The following is a 17510-nucleotide window of genomic DNA, read 5'->3' on the forward strand; positions in this document are numbered from 1 at the left end:
TATCACATGATAAGTCCCCAACATATAAAAACTAAAATTAAAAGTGCGCTATTAATGATCCCATCCGCCTCCTAGGGATCTGTATATCGCTACGCTTGCTTTGAGTTGGTTGACCTTCTTCTCAACGAGCTCAAATTTAGATTCCAGGGCATCGCGTTGCGTTAGCAGAACTTCCATATAATCTGCGCGAGCGTATTTAAAGAGGTCGTTGGAAATACCGATAGACTCATTTAATGCATCGACTTCCTTGGTCTTAATTTGTAGGCCATTCTCCAGATTTTTAATTTTGGAGAGCTGGTTTGCAACTTCAATATATGCAGCCAATATGGTCTGTTCATAATGGTAAACAGCCTGAACCTGTCGTGCATTGGCATTATAGTAAGCCGCCTTGATCGCTCGTTTGTTAATCAGGGGCGCAGTAAGTTCTCCAACGAGCGAAGCCAGAAATGATTCCGGCTTAACGAGATAAGTTGGATCAAAGGCCTGAAACCCTACACCAGCAGCAATATCCAAGGATGGGTAAAAGCGGGCTTTAGCCGATTTTATATCCAGTTTGGAAGCTGCAAGTTCATACTCCGCCTGCTTAATATCGGGTCTGTTTTCTAATAGCTCCGAGGGAATACCTGTGTAGACGGTTTGAGGAACAAGCTTGTCAAAAGAGGCTTGGTCTCTTTGAACCGGCTGCGGGAATCTTCCAACAAGGTAGTTTATTCTATTTTCTGTTTCTGTGATCTTCTGCTTGATATCATATTGCATACCCTGGGTTTTCAATATTTGGGCTTCGAATCTTTTGACCGCTAATTTATTGGATCGCGCATTTTTCTTCAGGTCATTCACGACGACAAGGGCGTCGTTTTGAATCTTTACATTCTCATTGATAACCAAGAGTTCGTTGTCCAGCGCTAGGAGTTCATAATAAGAATCTGCAATTTCGGATATTAGGTGAGTTACCATAAAGTTTTTGCCTTCCACGCTGGCAAAATACCGTTGCAGCTGCGCTTTGGTCGCATTGTGAAGTTTACCCCAGATATCTGTTTCCCATTGTGCCTGTACACCAACTCCAAAATCAAATAGCGGTTCAGGCATTTCACGTCCGGGTTCGATTTCTGTATTCTTTTCCATCGCTCCAATGTTTGTGTAGCGACTTACTTTGTCGACCCCCGCGCCAACTTTTACGCCTACGGAAGGTAGATATTCACCTTTTTTGGCGCTTACCTCATTTTTGGCTATTTCAATTTCCTGAAGCATAATATGTAGCTCCTGGTTGTTTGCTAGTGCCTGACCGATCAGCCCTTGTAAATTGGGATCGCTGAAATAGCTGTTCCATTTTATTTTTCCTGTATTCGCGGTGTCGCTGTCAGCATCGCCATATTTATAAGGAACGGTTCTATTTTCGGCACGTTGTTTTATTTCCAGTGGTTTGCAGGCTGCGAGACTGAGCAAGAAAAGTGCAAAACCTGTATAGTGATATAATCTATTCTTATTCATAATGTATCATGTCTTCGCTTAATGGTGATTCGTCTTCGGCTTGGATCATTTTTCTTCCGTCAGCCAATTTTGCAAAAATGTAGTAAAGTCCGGGAATGACAATAACGCCAAAGATTGTTCCGACAAGCATACCTCCCAGTGCTGAGGCACCTATGGTTTGGTTACCGATAGCTCCCGCGCCGCTGGCAAAGACAAGTGGTACAAGTCCCGCGATAAATGCAAATGAGGTCATGAGAATTGGTCTGAAACGCGCTCTTGAGCCCTCAATAGCTGCTTCCAATATGCTATCGCCAGCTTGGCGCCTTTTCACGGCAAATTCTACGATAAGCACCGCATTTTTACCCAATAAACCAATAATCATGATCAGCCCGACCTGTGCGTAGATGTCATTTTCAAGACCCATTGCCTTTAATAAAAAGAATGATCCAAATACACCCACGGGTAGCGACAACAATACCGCAAATGGAATAATGAAGCTTTCGTACTGCGCAGCAAGTACAAGATATACGAAGACTAAGACAACCAAAAAGACATAAACGGCTTCGTTTCCGCGTTGAGCCTCATCATAGGACAAGCCCTCCCAGGCAACTTTATAGCCGTGCGGTAATGTTTGAACTGCGGTTTCGTTGATTGCCTGAATGGCGTCGGCTGTTGTATACCCATTTGCCGGAAGTCCACGGATGGCGGCCGAATTGTACATGTTGTAGCGCGTGATTTCATTTGGTCCCTGTGTTTTTTTTAAGGTCATAAAGGCCGAATAAGGAACCATCTGGTCATGATCGTTTTTGACGTAAAGGTTCATGATATCGGAAGGTAGCCTTCTAAATTCTGGTGAAGATTGTACATAGACCTTGAAGAATTGACCGAAACGGATAAAACCCTGCTCATAGGTACTACCGATAAGGATATTGAGGTTGTCCATGGCTTTACCAATGGAAACGCCTTTTTGCATGGCGGCGTTATTGTCAAATACCAATTCGTATTGCGGGTAATTGGCAGCGAAGAAAGTGAATACACCAGTTAACTCTTTGCGCTTTTTGAGATTAGCAATAAAAGCTTTATTGACTTTATCGAAATCTTGGTAATCGGTTGTCCTATTGAGGTCCAGCAGGCGCATGGAGAAACCTCCTGAAGAACCAAAACCCGGAACAGCCGGAGGTTCGAAGAATTCAACTGTTGCACCTAGATTTTTTGATTTTTCTTCAAGTTCTTCCATGATCTCTTTAACGGAGTGTTCACGTTCACCCCAGGTTTTGAGGTTGATAAGACAGGTTCCGGCATTCGATCCACGGCCTTCGGTCATGATTTCATAACCTGCCAGTGATGAGACGGATTCAACCCCATCTACCCCTTGACAGATCTTTTGGAGCTCTCTGGAAAGCTTATTGGTCTGTTCCAATGTTGATCCTGGAGGAGTCTGAATAATGGCATATATTGTACCTTGGTCCTCACTCGGTATAAAACCTCCTGGAAGCGTTTTGTTAATGACGAAAATTCCGACACAGAATGCTATTAAGATACCCCATGTAATCACTCTTCGGCTGGCAATTTTACGAAGTAAGGAGGCATATTTGCCCGTTATTTTGTCAAAAGTACGGTTAAAAAGGTCGAGCGATTTAGTGAATACGTTTGATTTTTTTGGTTTACCATGGTTATTTTTAAGGAGCATCGCGGCAAGCACAGGAGTAAGGGTTAATGCGACTACTGCAGATATCACGATGGAACTCGCCATAGTAATTGAAAACTGACGGTAAAATGTTCCCACAGGGCCTGTCATAAATGAAATGGGGATAAAAACGGCCACCATAACAGCTGTAATAGCGATAATAGCACCTGCGATTTCGGCCATGACTTCTTTTACAGCACTGTACGGCGATATAGCACTTTCTTCCATTTTGGCATGTACTGCTTCAATGACCACAATGGCATTGTCTATTACAATCCCGATGGCAAGCACCAATGCAAACAAGGTCACTAAGTTGATCGACATACCGAACCATTGGATGACGAAGAATGTACCTATCAGCGAAACGGGCACGGCGATGATTGGAATCAAAGTCGAACGCCAATCGCCAAGGAAAATAAACACAACAATGGCAACTAAAATAAAAGCATCGCGTAGGGTATGCATCACCTGTTCGATAGAAGCATCCAAGAATTGGGATACGTCATAACTGATTTTATAGTCTATACCTGGAGGAAAGTTACCTTTCATCTCAGCAAGTTTTGCCTTCACATCTTTAATAACGTCATTAGCATTACTACCATAATTCTGTTTCAACACAATTGAAGCCGAGGGATGACCGTCTAAATTGGAATAGATGTCAAAGAATTCACTTCCCAGTTCGACTTTAGCCACGTCTTTTAACTTGATGTTTTCACCGTCGCCGTTTGCGCGAACGATAATATTGTCGTATTCTTCAGGTGTATTGTATTGTCCTTTATAAGTTAGGACATATTCGAGGGATTGCGCTGCAATACCCGAGCTTTGTCCCAGTCGACCGGGACGGCCGATGATACTTTGTTCTCCTATCGCTTTCATCACTTCATCAACTGATAAGCTATAGGCACGCATACGATCGGGATTTAACCAGACGCGCATGGCATATTTACGGCTACCTAAGATTTGTGATTTGGCGATACCATGAATACGATTGATTTCAGGAATGATGTTTACCGTTGCATAGTTGTACAAGAACTTTTCATCCATGCTTTTATTTGTACTGTAAAGATTCACGTACATCAGCATACTGGGCTGAATGGGATTGACGACGACTCCTTCCTTTTGAACAAGTTCAGGCAATAGTGGCATGACTTGATCCACCCGGGTTTTGACCAGTACTACGGCATCGTTGGGATCCGTTCCGGGGTCAAATACGACGTTTACGGTCGCTTCACCGGCGCTGGTTGCATCGGTAGCGATATAGCGCATTCCCTGTACACCATTGATTGCATTCTCCAGTGTAATCAGGGAGGATTTTACAAGTACATCGGCACTTGCACCAGGATAGGCAATGGAGACCGCCACTGTAGTCGGTGCGATTTTTGGAAATTGCTCTGTAGGAAGCTGCTTTATGGCCAAACCTCCGATAAATAGGATGACAACCGATATGACAATAGCAAATACCGGTCGATGTATTACTTTTTTAAACATAATGCTGCTTTTTTAATTACTCTGCATATAAATCTAAGTTTGACATGACTTTCTCCGGAGTCTGATATTTGGATTCAATGGTCTGGTTTTCCTGTACCATGCGAAGTCCATTGAGCAGAATCTTTTCATCCTTGCCCAATCCGGAAGAAACAACATAGATATGCGGCAGTTCGGCAGCAACTTTTATTTCTCTTGCTTTTACTTTATTATCTTTTGTAATAACGTAAACATATTTTTTTTCAAGCTCCTCAAATGTTGCTTTCTGCGGTATCATAAGCGCATTGTTATAGGGCGATGTAATGACGATATTGCCTGTCTCACCATAACGCAGTAATCCCTTTGGATTTGGAAAAGTCGCTCTGTAGGCAATATTTCCAGTTTCATTATTGAAGTCTGATTCAATTGTTTCAACAATACCCTCATGACCGAATTCTTTTCCATTGGCCATGTTTAACCGTACATGCAGCGGGCCATTGTCTTGTTTTGCGTCCATTTGATTGAGGTATTCCACTTCGGGTACATTGAAATAAACCCACATTTTACTGTTATCGGACAATTCCGTGATCAACTCGCCTTCGTCGACAAGACTTCCTTTACGGACGTGAAGCTTACCAACGATTCCGGAAAACGGTGCTACGATGTCCGTAAATTTGAGATGAGTATTCATCGCGGCTAGCTCAGCTTTGGCTTTTTCATATTTTGCTTTTGCCATTTCAGTTTCCTGCGGAGCGACAATATCTTTTTCGGACAGATTTTTGGTGTTCTGATATTCGATTTCAGCATATTTTACCTCTGCTTTAGCACGATTAACATCGGACTCATAGAGGTTGGGCATGATTTTAAAGAGGGGTTGTCCTTTTTGTACAAATTGACCTTCATCGACAAATATCGATTGAATGTAGCCTTTTTCCTGCGCGCGCAATTCAATATGGTTGATCGAACGGATTTGGGCGACATAGTCTTTATTGACGATTGTATCCTTGACCAAAGGAGTAGTGACGTTGAAAACTGCAGCTTCTTTTTTGTCTTTTTTTTCTGACTGACAGCTTGTAGATAGAATAATAAGGCACAGGCTTATATACATAAAGCTTCTCATGACCATGATAATAGTTTTTTAATTATTTCCGAAAAATTGAACAATAGTGTGACCTGCTTCCAAGTGATTTTGAAAGCTATTTCGATGTTTTTTTAAGAAATTATTAAAAAATCACAGCCTGAATACACTGTAATGGATATAGAGAGCGTTTTTTCTAGAAGTAAGCTGGTTGGAATTTGCAAGCGAAACTGCTGTGCGTGTATTTTGAAATTGAGGATGGATATACGATATTATATTCCCAAAATCATCCCCGGTAAGTGCAAATAAGTTAGGGCTATTGGAATCACTTCCCGCGTCATCATTTTCATTGTCATTTTCTGAAAAATATGCCCTTAATTTTTCATGCCGAGGACGTTTAGTTTTGCGAATAACTTTGGTGTCATAATCTTCGCTTTTTACTTGCTTGTTGAAGTGATTGACAGCGTGAAGATTGCAGGAGGGGATATTATTTGGTGTTGGCACATGATACCAGCCAAAACTGATAAGTATTGCGCAAACTACGCCGAACAGATATTGATGGAATTTTCCTTGCATCCTTGAAAGCAAATGTAATTAAACTTTAAAAATGATACAAGTGATTTGGGTATCGAAATTTTAAAGTTTATTTAGTATTGTTACAATTATTGAAAATTGACATTGCTGAAATGTAAAAAGGTCTGCGATGTTATTCTGAATACCTTTGCCTATCAAATTTATTCTTGTCGTTAATTTATAACTCTTTTCTAGGAGTTAATGGCCCTTTTTTAAAGGGTTTTAAGCGTTTTTTGATTATTTCTTAGCATCTGAATTGCTTTTTCTGCTCTTGTTTTTCTAGTTTGTTCCTGTTTAGCTGAGCCTACCCAATCACAATATCCCTGTTTGTACGATTTGGAGAGTGTTTCAAAAAAAGCATTGGCTTTTTCGTCCATATCCAACAATTGTTGGAGTTCCATAGGAACGCCTTCAATATGTTCACCTTTTTTTAGCATGTATTTTTATCATTTGATTCCTGATAAAAATACATAAATATCTTCGAGTTGCCGGCCTTTATTGCATGAATACTTTTGACTTGCCGTTAGGTAATACGATCAGGGGATTGCAATACTTTTTCTTGAAATAAGACTTACATGTTGCCGCTGTCTTTATATGTGTTGAAACATATATCGTTCTTATTTGTTCTTCTATTAGTCAACAAAAAAAATTCAATATGAAAGCAGTACGTTTTTTTGGGCATAAAGATGTCCGCGTTGTGAATGATCTTGTGAAGCCCGTTCCTAAGGGCGATGAAGTATTACTAAAAATTGGTGGTGCAGGTGTTTGTCATTCTGATCTCCACATTATAGATGAGGGGACCGTTGTAGGTACGGTATTTACCTTGGGACACGAAAATGCGGGCTGGATTGAAGAAGTTGGATCGGATGTAAAAGACTATAAAAAAGGAGACGCGGTACTGGTGTATGGCCCTTGGGGTTGTGGGCACTGTAAGCCCTGTCAGCAATCAAAGGAAAATTATTGTGATCACCAGTCTGAAATGGCCTATGGTGGTGGGCTAGGCCTTGATGGTGGGATGGCGGAATATATGCTTGTCCCTTCTTCGCGTTTACTGGTCCCAATTTATGACTTAGATCCAGTCATTGCTGCGCCATTAACGGATGCGGCACTTACTCCTTATTCGGCGATAAAACGTTCGATAGGCAAATTGACAGCGGATGAGTATGTGGTTGTGATCGGAGTTGGAGGTTTGGGCCATGTTGCCTTACAAATACTAAATGAAGTAAGTGCGAGTTCAATTATTGCCTGTGATGTCACCGAAGAAAAACTAGCCTTTGCTAAAGAACTGGGCGCAGCCTATGTGGTTAATTCGAAGGATGTAAATGCAGCCGAACAAATCAATAAGATTACTGGCATTAAAAAAGCTAAAGTAGTGATTGACTTTGTAGGCGCGACATCGACTATAGATCTAGGAACAAAGGTTGTTGGTTTGGATGGTGACCTGACAATTGTTGGATTAGGTGGGGGACACTACCAGTACAATATGTCGGGGCTTCCTTTTGGTGTGAGTATGACAAACCCATATTGGGGCTCGCGGGTTGAGCTTATGGAAGTTGTAGGTTTGGCTAGGCAAAGGAAGATTCATATTGAAATTGAGCAGTTTAAGCTTGATCAGGCTAACGAGGTTTATGATCGAATGCGCAACGGTAAGATCAAAGGAAGGGCTGTACTGATTCCTTAGTAAAAAAAAGTCTATCTTTTTAGTAGTTTATTTTGGTTTTTATCTTTTTGATGTTTATCTTTGTTGTATCATAATTTAGGTTTATAATTGGTTATTTAAGGTTTTCATTCTCCCCGTTTGAAAACCTTTTTTTTAAAGTCTCTCTTTTGATTGATTATTAAAAACCTTCTGCCTTCTTTACTGTTGTAATACTAATAATCCGCGCTGATTTATCTGCAAAATATTTATGGACAAAACAATTCTCGTACTCACCGATTTTTCTGAAAACTCATGGACTGCTATTCGATATGCGGCGAATCTGGCTAAAAAATTTAATTGGACAGTAGAACTTCTGCATACTTATACCATCCCAATAAAAGACAGTGTCCATGCGAAAATGGAGAATATGTTTTTGAAGCCTCAGAAGGAAGAGGCTGAAAGCATGCTCAAGGACTGGCAGATACGTATCGACGATGAATTTCCTGATCTCCGCTGTAAAACCGTAAGTTTGGCCGGCAACTTGGAAAAAACGGTACTAAACTTATTACAAGAAAAGGAATATCATTTTATCGTCATGGGAGCTAAAGGTAAAGGTATGATACAGAAAGCTGTCTTGGGAAGCAATACCTTCGCCCTGATAAAAAAGAGTCCAATCGGTGTCTTGGCAGTACCCATCACTTTCCAAAAATTTAGGTTGCAAAATATCGGATTACTGAGCAATTTTAAAGCGTCCGAATATGATCTACTCGACAGTTTCATCTTACGTGTACCGGAGAAATTTAATCTCAGCCTGTTGCACGTAACACAAAAGTATATCTCTCCAAAACAAGAAGATATTGAAGACTGGAAACAAAAGCTATCCGCCCAATTTTCGTTTAATAAAATTGATTATGTGGAAAAAAATGCGGTCAATCGTTTAGATTACAATATGCCTATACCACGTTGTATCGACTACATGGTGGAAATTGAAGCTATTGATCTTTTACTTGTGTCGTACAGTCCTAAAAGTTTTTTCAAAAGTATATTTTCCCGAAATCTTACGAAAGCAATTTATCGCAACCTGACTGTACCTACCTTTTTTAAGCGTAATTTATATTAATTGCGGGTAATCTCCTCCTGCTTATCACTTTCCATTGGTTGATAGTGCACGTTTTAGTAAAGTGAAAATGATTAAACTAAAGTTAGTAGCCGCGGTTTTATAATTACTAACTGAGCTTTAAATTGCGTCTCCGATGTGAGGTAATCTATTCATATTTTTCATTAGTTTTATCAATAATTGTATAAAATATAAACATAATGAGCCTTTGGATACTTCCTTTGATCGCAATACTTTCCGCAAGTCCCGATAGTAAACATGTAGGAGAATATAAGTTTGCTGAAATGCCCAGTTGGAGTGATGAGTTCGATTACAATGGTCTTCCGGACGCAAAAAAATGGGGATATGATGTAGGCTCCTTGCATAATGGTTGGGGAAATCATGAACTTCAATACTATACAGATGCAAACAGAAAAAATGCAAGTGTTGCAAATGGTGTTTTACGTATTACTGCAATAAAAGAACAATATGAAGGGTTGAACTATACTTCTGCCAGGCTGGTGAGTAAAAACAAGGGCGATTTTCTATATGGTCGATTTGTAGTCCGAGCCAAGGTGCCGAAAGGGAAAGGTACGTGGGCAGCCGCTTGGATGTTACCGACAGATTGGGTTTACGGAGGATGGCCACATTCGGGAGAAATAGATATCATGGAGCATGTCGGTTATGACGAGAATGCAATACATATTACCGTTCATACAAAGGATTATAATCATTCTATCGGAACTCAAAAAGGAGTGATGAAACGAATTGATCAGGCAACATCGGAGTTTCATAATTATCGGATAGACTGGACCCCCGAGTATATTCGTGGTTTCGTGGATGATGTACAGATCTACAGTTTTCCAAATGAAGGAAAAGGCAATGGCGTGTGGCCATTTGATAAAAGATTCCATTTACTATTGAATCTGGCCGTTGGTGGAGATTGGGGCGGTGTGCAAGGCGTTGATAGCAGCGCATTTCCTGCAGAGATGGAGGTGGATTATGTCAGGGTATATGATTTACTGAAACCTTAAATGAATCTTGTTTTCATCTATTTCTCTAATTTATAAAGATTAATTCAAATGTTTAGGCATCAAGGGAGAGGAAGGAATTATATTCATAATTTAAAGTTAGCCTCTATTTTATCTTGTGTTGCGGGTTTGGTCAATATTACAGGTGTTCTTGCCGTTAGCACTTTAACAACGAATGTCACAGGTCACTTCGCATTTTTTTCAGAACAGTTGATTTTAATGAATTATAAGATGGCTTTGATTTATCTGTTATACATTGCTTTCTTTTTAATGGGAGCTACCGTTTCAGGTTTTATTGTAGAATTAGCTTCAAAAAAGAAATCACATAACGCTTATATCATTCCAATTTGTATGGAGTCTATTATCTTAATTAATGTAGGACTGCTCCCAGCTTTATTTAAAGCAGGGCCAACGTTACCAACAATAATTTCATTTGCCCTGCTTTTTGCTATGGGACTTCAGAATGCCCTGGTAACGAAGGTGTCACAATCAGTTGTCAGAACGACGCATTTGACGGGATTGTTTACTGATCTTGGTATTGAAATCTCGCAGTTACTTTTTTATAGAGAAATTGCTGAAAAAGTGAAATTACACAAAAGTATTTTTCTTAAGTTGATGATTATTGGAGGCTTTTTTATTGGGGGAGTTATAGGCGGTTTTATGTTTCAATATTTTAAACTGAAAACATTATTGTTACCGGCTAGTATGCTTTTATTTGCCTTATGGTATGACCATATTCTACTTAAGTTTTATCATTTGAAGCGAAGCTTAAGACCGGATGAATAGGTTCGATTAAATTCATATTTTATCTTAATAACATGAACTATTCCCATATCCTGTTTGAAAAATTAGTATTATCTGCCGGTAGATTCAACATTAGTGAACCATTGTACTGCATTCTTTTATTTGAGAAAGCGACGAGTTTTTCGGTTGATTTGGTGACATACCATGCGGATCCTAAAAGTGTTTTGTTTTTGTCTCCCTATCAGTTGTTTACGATGGATGTGGTGCAGAAAAGTACCTTTAGTGTGCTAAAATTTCACGGCGATTTCTATTGTATAGAATATCATAAAGATGAAGTTGCCTGTAATGGAATTCTATTCAACAACATCTACCAGCAACCTCATGTGTTGCTCTCCGCAGCTATTTATCATGAGATATCAACTATCATGGAAAAAATAGATCTGCTCAAAATGTCGTCGGAATCCTATGATCAGTCATTGAGCAGAACCTATTTACAGCTGATTTTAGCGCTGGCGAGTAGACAAAAGCTACTTTTTAACGACCTACAAAAACCGTATTGGGCTCATAGAGATACTATTGATGACTTTGAGCAGTTTTTGGAAAAGAATTATAAAGCGCATAAAGAAGTTACCTTTTATGCAGCGAACTATGGTTTAAGTCCAGCCGTTTTTACGAAAAAAATAAAATTGAAATGGGGAAAATCCCCTTCAAAGTTGATCCAGGAACGCCTCGTATTGGAAAGTAAAAGACAGCTCCATTTGACGGCCAAAAGTATTAAAGAAATAGCAGCCAATTTGCAGTACAAAGACGAGTTTTATTTCAGTAGATTTTTTAAGAAGATGGTAGGCGTATCTCCTAAGGTATTTCGGAAGCGGGTCGGTTTATCAATTGTTGCCGAAAAGTCTATGTTATAGATCTATTTGTCCATGTTGTGGATTTAAGCCATTGTTTAGTTTTGCATGGTATTAAACAAACTACGTTATGGAGAAAATAATAAAGCTATTGGCAAAGTCACAATATATCTTTACAAACTTTGCTAGAATTTCAATTTTTATTGTGATGGCATGGATTGGAGGATTAAAAGCATTTCAATATGAAGCTGATGGTATAGTTCCTTTTGTTATTAATAGTCCGGCAATGCGTTTTTTTTATCATAATACGGAAAAACGGGTGTTGGATAAAAACGGAGAGCTAATACCGGAATACCAGTTGTTTAAAAATCCGGAGGGTCGTGTCGTAAAGAAAAATATTGCATGGCACCAAGAAAATGGAACTTATATTTTTTCTTATATACTTGGCTTTGTAATTGTTTCAATTGGTCTGATGATATTTTTAGGTATCTGGTATCCTAAAATCGGAATTTTTGGGGCATTGTGTACCGTGCTTATGTCATTGGTTACACTTTCTTTCCTGATAACAACTCCAGAGGCGTTTGTGCCAAAGCTAGATGGAGATTTCCCGTCACCTAATTATGGTTTTCCTTATTTATCCGCGGCCGGTAGATTAGTCCTGAAAGATGTAATTATGCTTGCAGCAGCATTGATCATTGCAGCAGAAAGTGCCAGCCGTCTGATAAAAAAAACGAATATAAAATAGAGACAGATAGTTTTTGTATGTGAATTAGCAGCAGGTTGTTTGCTGGAGGCGATCACTACTCGGGGTAAATCCACCAACTTTTGGAAGGTATCTTTCATGCCAGCTGTATTTTGGCAGCATCTTTGTGTCTCGTCGTTAAACTATATTGAGTTATACCACGAACGATATGAAAATAATACGAACGACCCTTCCATTTCTTCTGTTTAGTTTCATCCTTTTAGTTGGATGCAACAATAATCAACAGATCAGGATGATTGATAAAGATGGTAACACACATTTGTTGACAAGAGAAGGTGATCGAAAAGGAGAATTGGGACTGCAGCGTATCATCGCTCGTGGCAATGATACAGTAATAACGATTGATGGTGCAGGTCATAAAATGATATGGACAGCTTCAGATGTGACCAATATTGATACAACAAAGATTCAATATTATCTCAAAAAAAGAAATGGAAGCAGTGTTCATATTTATACACCCGTAGATGTAAATCAAAATTTTATAGATGTCGAGGATAGTCAAAATGTTTTGTCAGATCCTTATGATGGTACAGACAAGAAAAAATCCCTACTGTAGATTGCCGCATGAAAAAGCATAATTTGGGCTAAAGAGAAAATCCTAGCAAGTTTACTTGCTAGGATTTTTTTTGGGGTACTTTGGCACCTTCTTTTTTTGCTTCGGAGAGGCCGATAGCAATCGCCTGTTTTCGTGATGTTACCTTTTTCCCGCTACCAGATTTTAATTTTCCTTCTTTCATTTCGTGCATCGTCTTTTCAACTTTCTCAGATGCTTTTTCTGAATATTTTGCCATAATAGTGTTACCCGTTGATCTGTTATTAAACACTTCTGCAAAAAGAACAGCTGTTTCAGTTGAATCGTTTGAAAATTCTTTGAGAGCGAAATAGCGAACATCTGTATCGGCTAATTCAATTCATTTCCAGCTTTAATCACGGCTTGGTTGACTGCTTTTATTCTTTCAAGATCCATTTTTTGTATTTTACGGTCGTAAGTCAATAGGCCATTGACTTCATGTTCCACATCGGTAGTTTGCGTATAAATAGCAACACTCAATCCTTTGTATCGGAGCAATTGTTCGACATTGTCCATTAGGAATATATAACGGTCTGTGAGTGCCTCTATAGTGGGTTCGTAGGCATAGGCATTGTTTTCGACAGGCCACATGTGACCGCGGACAAATAAGCCTACGCCACCAAACTCTCCAAGGGAAGCTGCCCGTTTCGAATCAGGTTCTGAGGCACCCTTAGGGCCAACATAGATATGGGTGTCAACAAAATCTCCATTTCCGGGGTCACCATAAGCTTTTTGGTAAGATGGATTGTTGTTAAATCCCGAATTACCGTTCACTAAACGTGAAGGGTCATATTGTTTGGTCCAGTCGGTAATATTGCGTACATCGAAAGCGCCCCAATTTTCGTTAAAAGGAACCCAGGCGATAATGGATGGCGAGTTGTAGTGGTCGTCAACGATGGCCTTGTATTCATCACGAAATGCTTTTCGATAAATCGTAGTATCTTCATCGGGATACCAAAGGCAGGGCATATCTTGCCACACGAGCAGTCCCATTTTATCTGCCCAATAATAGAACCGTTGGGGTTCGGTTTTCATATGCTTACGAATAAGGTTATAACCAGCATTTTTGGTAAACTCGATATCATATTTGAGAGCTTCTTCCGTAGGTGCTGTTAGAATACCATCGGGCCAATACCCCTGATCCAGGAGACCGAGCTGCATCACAAATTTGTCATTCAAGAGCGGCCTTACAATTCCGTTTACCTTACCAAGTTTAATATCACGCATACCAAAATAGCTCTTAACCTCGTCAATGATTTCTCCATTCTTCCCATGTATACTTAATTTTAAATCGTATAAAAAGGGGGAGTCAGGAGACCAAAGTTTTGGATTTTCTACCGGGATATTAAATTCCATGCCCGACTGAATTACCGTTTTTGAAATTTCTTTTCCCTCTGAAGAAACGATGGCCGTAACTTTTGCCTTCGCTGTGCTAGTGACCTGTATTTTTAGTTGTTTTTCTGCTACTTGAGGCAACAATTTGATTCCCTGTATATGGTTTTTGCTTACTGGTTCCATCCACACAGTTTGCCATATGCCAGAAGAAAATGTATAGTCGCCTCGAGGTCCATTTTTGCCCGAAGGATACTTACCGTCGTTCTTGTCATGCACTGCGACGACAATGTTATTTGGACCGGCCTTTAAAAACTCAGTGATGTTGATCCAGAAGGAGTCGTAGCCACCTGAATGAGTACCAGCTTTTCTACCATTTACAAATATAGTTGCATCGTGATCCACTGCACCAAAATGGAGTATAATATCTTTCCCTTTCCAATGATTAGGTAGCTCGAAATTTTTACGATACCACAGATTAATTTCTTGTTTGCGTTGTATTCCGGATAAATAGGACTCTGGACAATAGGGGACAAGAATGCTTTCTCGGCTGTGGTCAAAGGAAATGGGGACAGCAGGATTTAGTGCGTTCGGAGCATCCTTTCCACCTATATAATCCCATTTACCGTTGAGACATAGCCATTCATTCCTTTCCATTTGGGGACGTGGATATTCGGAAAGTGGGATTTCTGTTTGCTTGGCTATTGCTGTCCATGGAGTTGAAAGCTGTGGCTGTTGTGCCAAAGCATTAAGCCAACCGAAGAGCGATAGTGCCAGCACAAAAATTGAGGTTTTGGTTTTAATCATGGTATACTTCTTGGTTTTTCAGAATATGAATATAAGTATACTAAAATGATTTAGTGAATTATAAACGAAATGTTACTAGTGGGGCTTTCGATATTGGGGTTGGTTGGTTCACAAGAGAAATAGATATTGGATTAAAGAAAATAACAGGAGCTGCCTTTTTTGAGACAGCTCCCGTATAATGCTTATTACCAGATTTTAATTCTCTCTTCTGGACTTTTGTAAAGTTTGTCACCTTGTTTAACATCGAAAGCTTTATAAAAAGCGTCAACATTGATCAATGGACCAAAACTTCTGAAATATCCTGGAGAGTGTGGATCAGTTTTAACTTGGTTGACCATATATTTTTCACTGGATAGGGTTCTCCATACCGTTGCCCAGCTTAGGAAAAAACGTTGGTCTTGTGTGTATCCACTTATTTCACCTGGGTTTCCCTTATCTTTTAAATATAGTTGAAGTGCATCATAAGCAATGTTTACACCTCCTAAATCCGCGATATTTTCACCGTTTGTAAATGTTCCGTTGACGAAAGTGCCTTTTACAGGTTCATATTTATCGTATTGAGCTGCGAGTGCTTTTGTTGCTTTTTCAAAATTAGCTTTGTCTTCTGGTGTCCACCAGTCGACCAAGTTTCCATCCGCATCAAATTGCGCTCCGGAATCGTCAAATCCATGGCTCATTTCGTGGCCAATTACAGCACCTATACCACCGAAATTAACCGCGGCGTCAGCTTGTGGATTGAAAAATGGAGGTTGGAGAATTGCTGCTGGAAACACGATCTCATTGTTTACAGGATTGTAATAGGCATTTACTGTTTGTGGAGTCATTCCCCATTCTGATTTGTCTACTGCTTTTCCGATTTTCGCCAAATCTCTTTCATATCGCCATGTGGTGATACTTTGCAAGTTAGCATACAGGTTTCCACCTTTGCTTTCCGATAGAATATTTAATTTAGAATAGTCCTTCCATTTGTCAGGATAGGCAACTTTTACGGTAAATTTATTTAGTTTTTCAAGCGCTTTAACTTTGGTGACAGAGGACATCCATGTTAAATCATTGATATGAAGTGCGAAACTTTTCTTTAAATAGTCAATTAATTCCACCATTTGCGCTTTGGCTTCTGCGGGAAAATATTTTTCAACATATAACTTCCCAAAAGCTTCACCTAAAGTGGAGTTGATTAGTTCAAATCCTCTTTTGTTTAGTGCTCTTTGCTCTTGCTGGCCTCTTAAATATTTCCCATAAAAAGCAAATCGCATATCTCCCAGTTCTTCACTCAAATAAGAGGCACTCCCATTAATAAGATGAAACTTAAGGTAATCTTTAATGACAGGAAGGTTCTGGTTGCTGATCAATTTGTCAAAGTTCTTATAATAACCTAATTCTCCGATGATTACTTTTTCTGTATTGACGCCAACTTTTTTGAGGTACTCAGGTAGATTTACATTTTTGACTAGAGCAGATAGCTCAGCCATAGTCTGCGGGTTGTATTGTAATGTATTATCCCGGCTTTGTTCATTGGTCAGGTAGGTTTTTGCAATGCTTTTTTCGTAGTCAACAATCCCTTTTGCAGCAGTTTCAGCATTTTTATACCCCAACTCCTTTAACATGGAAGCTACATACTTTTGGTATTCCGCAATTGCTTCGGTATTTTTTTCATTTTCTTTTTGATAATAATCTCTTCCCAAACCTAAGGACGCTTCTCCTAAATAAACCGCGTTCATTTTAGAGTCTTTTAAATCAGCACCGACCCCCCAGCCGTAGAAATTATTCTCACCTTCTTTGGTTACGGAAGTTAAATAATTCTGAAGATCTTTTAGGTTTTTAATCGCGTCAATTTTGTTTAAATTTCCCTGAATCGGCTTAATACCGTCTGCATTTCTTTTCTGTAAGTTCATGTAAGAAGCATACAGGTCCTGTATTTTTTTGCCCTCACTTCCTTCAGGAAATTTATCTTTTAAAAGTGAGTTCAGAATATTCATCGAATTGTTGTCCGTATCTTCTGCCAATTTATTGAAGCTTCCCCAAGTGGGTTTGTCGGAAGGAATTTTAGCCGTTTTCATCCAGGTTCCGCTTACGTAGTTGTAAAAGTCATCCTGTGGACGTACAGATTTGTCCATTAAGCTCAGATCAAGTCCTTTGTCGGGTACTGTACCTGCTGTCTGTGCTTCCGCATGCTGTGTGTAGACTCCAGCCAAGAAAATTAGGGCGAGTGTTAATTTTTTCATTGTTGTTTTAATGTTGTATGATTTTCAATAATTCAATCTGGGAGTACGCACAAATTACGGATAAAATAGGTTATGTTATTTGCTCCGTGTAATTCGATTTGTAGCAGCCATGTCAATAATTAGCTGTGATTTTTTTAAAGCTAAAAAATCATTTACACAAATGACGGAAAATTCTAATTCAG

The 17510-nt window shown here is 39.4% G+C and carries 15 protein-coding genes; 7 read left to right on the forward strand and 8 right to left on the reverse strand.

The window, feature by feature from the left end; all coding sequences use genetic code 11:
* Positions 1-51: 51 nt before the first annotated feature.
* The 5 genes from AAW12_RS18205 to AAW12_RS18225 all read right to left on the reverse strand — a co-directional run bounded on the left by AAW12_RS18205 (position 52) and on the right by AAW12_RS18225 (position 6706).
* On the reverse strand, positions 52-1488 hold the full coding sequence (locus AAW12_RS18205) for a TolC family protein (RefSeq protein WP_046675085.1): 1437 nt from the start codon (positions 1486-1488) through the stop codon (positions 52-54).
* Complete coding sequence (locus tag AAW12_RS18210) at positions 1481-4642, reverse strand: efflux RND transporter permease subunit (RefSeq protein WP_046675086.1); 3162 nt, start codon at positions 4640-4642, stop codon at positions 1481-1483. Before AAW12_RS18210 ends, AAW12_RS18205 begins: the two co-directional genes overlap by 8 nt.
* A 16-nt stretch (positions 4643-4658) precedes the next feature.
* Positions 4659-5744: an efflux RND transporter periplasmic adaptor subunit gene (locus AAW12_RS18215; protein WP_046675087.1), complete on the reverse strand. Its 1086-nt coding sequence runs from the start codon at positions 5742-5744 to the stop codon at positions 4659-4661.
* 105 nt (positions 5745-5849) lie between these two features.
* On the reverse strand, positions 5850-6272 hold the full coding sequence (locus tag AAW12_RS18220; protein WP_046675088.1) for a hypothetical protein: 423 nt from the start codon (positions 6270-6272) through the stop codon (positions 5850-5852).
* Between the two features lie 209 nt (positions 6273-6481).
* A complete protein-coding gene (locus AAW12_RS18225) occupies positions 6482-6706 on the reverse strand; it encodes a YdeI/OmpD-associated family protein (protein WP_053003798.1) in 225 nt (74 codons plus the stop codon).
* 218 nt (positions 6707-6924) lie between these two features.
* On the opposite strand from AAW12_RS18225, the gene AAW12_RS18230 reads away from it, so the two are divergent.
* The 7 genes from AAW12_RS18230 to AAW12_RS18260 all read left to right on the forward strand — a co-directional run bounded on the left by AAW12_RS18230 (position 6925) and on the right by AAW12_RS18260 (position 12949).
* Positions 6925-7950 (forward strand): NAD(P)-dependent alcohol dehydrogenase, encoded by a 1026-nt coding sequence (locus AAW12_RS18230; RefSeq protein WP_046675089.1) that lies wholly within the window; start codon positions 6925-6927, stop codon positions 7948-7950.
* A gap of 226 nt (positions 7951-8176) precedes the next feature.
* The gene (locus AAW12_RS18235) at positions 8177-9028 is read left to right on the forward strand and encodes a universal stress protein (RefSeq protein WP_046675090.1); all 852 of its coding nucleotides are present in this window, start codon (positions 8177-8179) and stop codon (positions 9026-9028) included.
* 197 nt (positions 9029-9225) lie between these two features.
* Positions 9226-10038, forward strand: a complete 813-nt coding sequence (locus AAW12_RS18240) for a family 16 glycosylhydrolase (protein ID WP_046675091.1) — start codon at positions 9226-9228, stop codon at positions 10036-10038.
* 48 nt (positions 10039-10086) lie between these two features.
* Entirely contained in the window at positions 10087-10821 is a 735-nt protein-coding gene (locus tag AAW12_RS18245; RefSeq protein WP_046675092.1) for a YoaK family protein, read from the forward strand.
* Positions 10822-10853: 32 nt separating this feature from the next.
* Positions 10854-11693 (forward strand): helix-turn-helix domain-containing protein, encoded by an 840-nt coding sequence (locus AAW12_RS18250; RefSeq protein ID WP_053003799.1) that lies wholly within the window; start codon positions 10854-10856, stop codon positions 11691-11693.
* A 67-nt stretch (positions 11694-11760) separates the two neighbouring features.
* Complete coding sequence (locus tag AAW12_RS18255) at positions 11761-12375, forward strand: DUF417 family protein (protein ID WP_046675093.1); 615 nt, start codon at positions 11761-11763, stop codon at positions 12373-12375.
* Positions 12376-12541: 166 nt separating this feature from the next.
* Positions 12542-12949 (forward strand): hypothetical protein, encoded by a 408-nt coding sequence (locus AAW12_RS18260; RefSeq protein WP_139145018.1) that lies wholly within the window; start codon positions 12542-12544, stop codon positions 12947-12949.
* A gap of 58 nt (positions 12950-13007) precedes the next feature.
* Here AAW12_RS18260 and AAW12_RS26520 read toward each other — a convergent pair whose 3' ends face one another.
* The 3 genes from AAW12_RS26520 to AAW12_RS18270 form a co-directional block, all read right to left on the reverse strand.
* The gene (locus tag AAW12_RS26520; protein WP_197084086.1) at positions 13008-13184 is read right to left on the reverse strand and encodes a DUF6496 domain-containing protein; all 177 of its coding nucleotides are present in this window, start codon (positions 13182-13184) and stop codon (positions 13008-13010) included.
* Between the two features lie 110 nt (positions 13185-13294).
* The gene (locus tag AAW12_RS18265; RefSeq protein WP_084823229.1) at positions 13295-15103 is read right to left on the reverse strand and encodes a glycoside hydrolase family 2 protein; all 1809 of its coding nucleotides are present in this window, start codon (positions 15101-15103) and stop codon (positions 13295-13297) included.
* 185 nt (positions 15104-15288) lie between these two features.
* Entirely contained in the window at positions 15289-17328 is a 2040-nt protein-coding gene (locus AAW12_RS18270; protein ID WP_046675095.1) for a M13 family metallopeptidase, read from the reverse strand.
* Positions 17329-17510: the final 182 nt, after the last annotated feature.

The sequence above is a fragment of the Sphingobacterium sp. Ag1 genome (assembly GCF_000988325.1).
GTDB lineage: Bacteria > Bacteroidota > Bacteroidia > Sphingobacteriales > Sphingobacteriaceae > Sphingobacterium.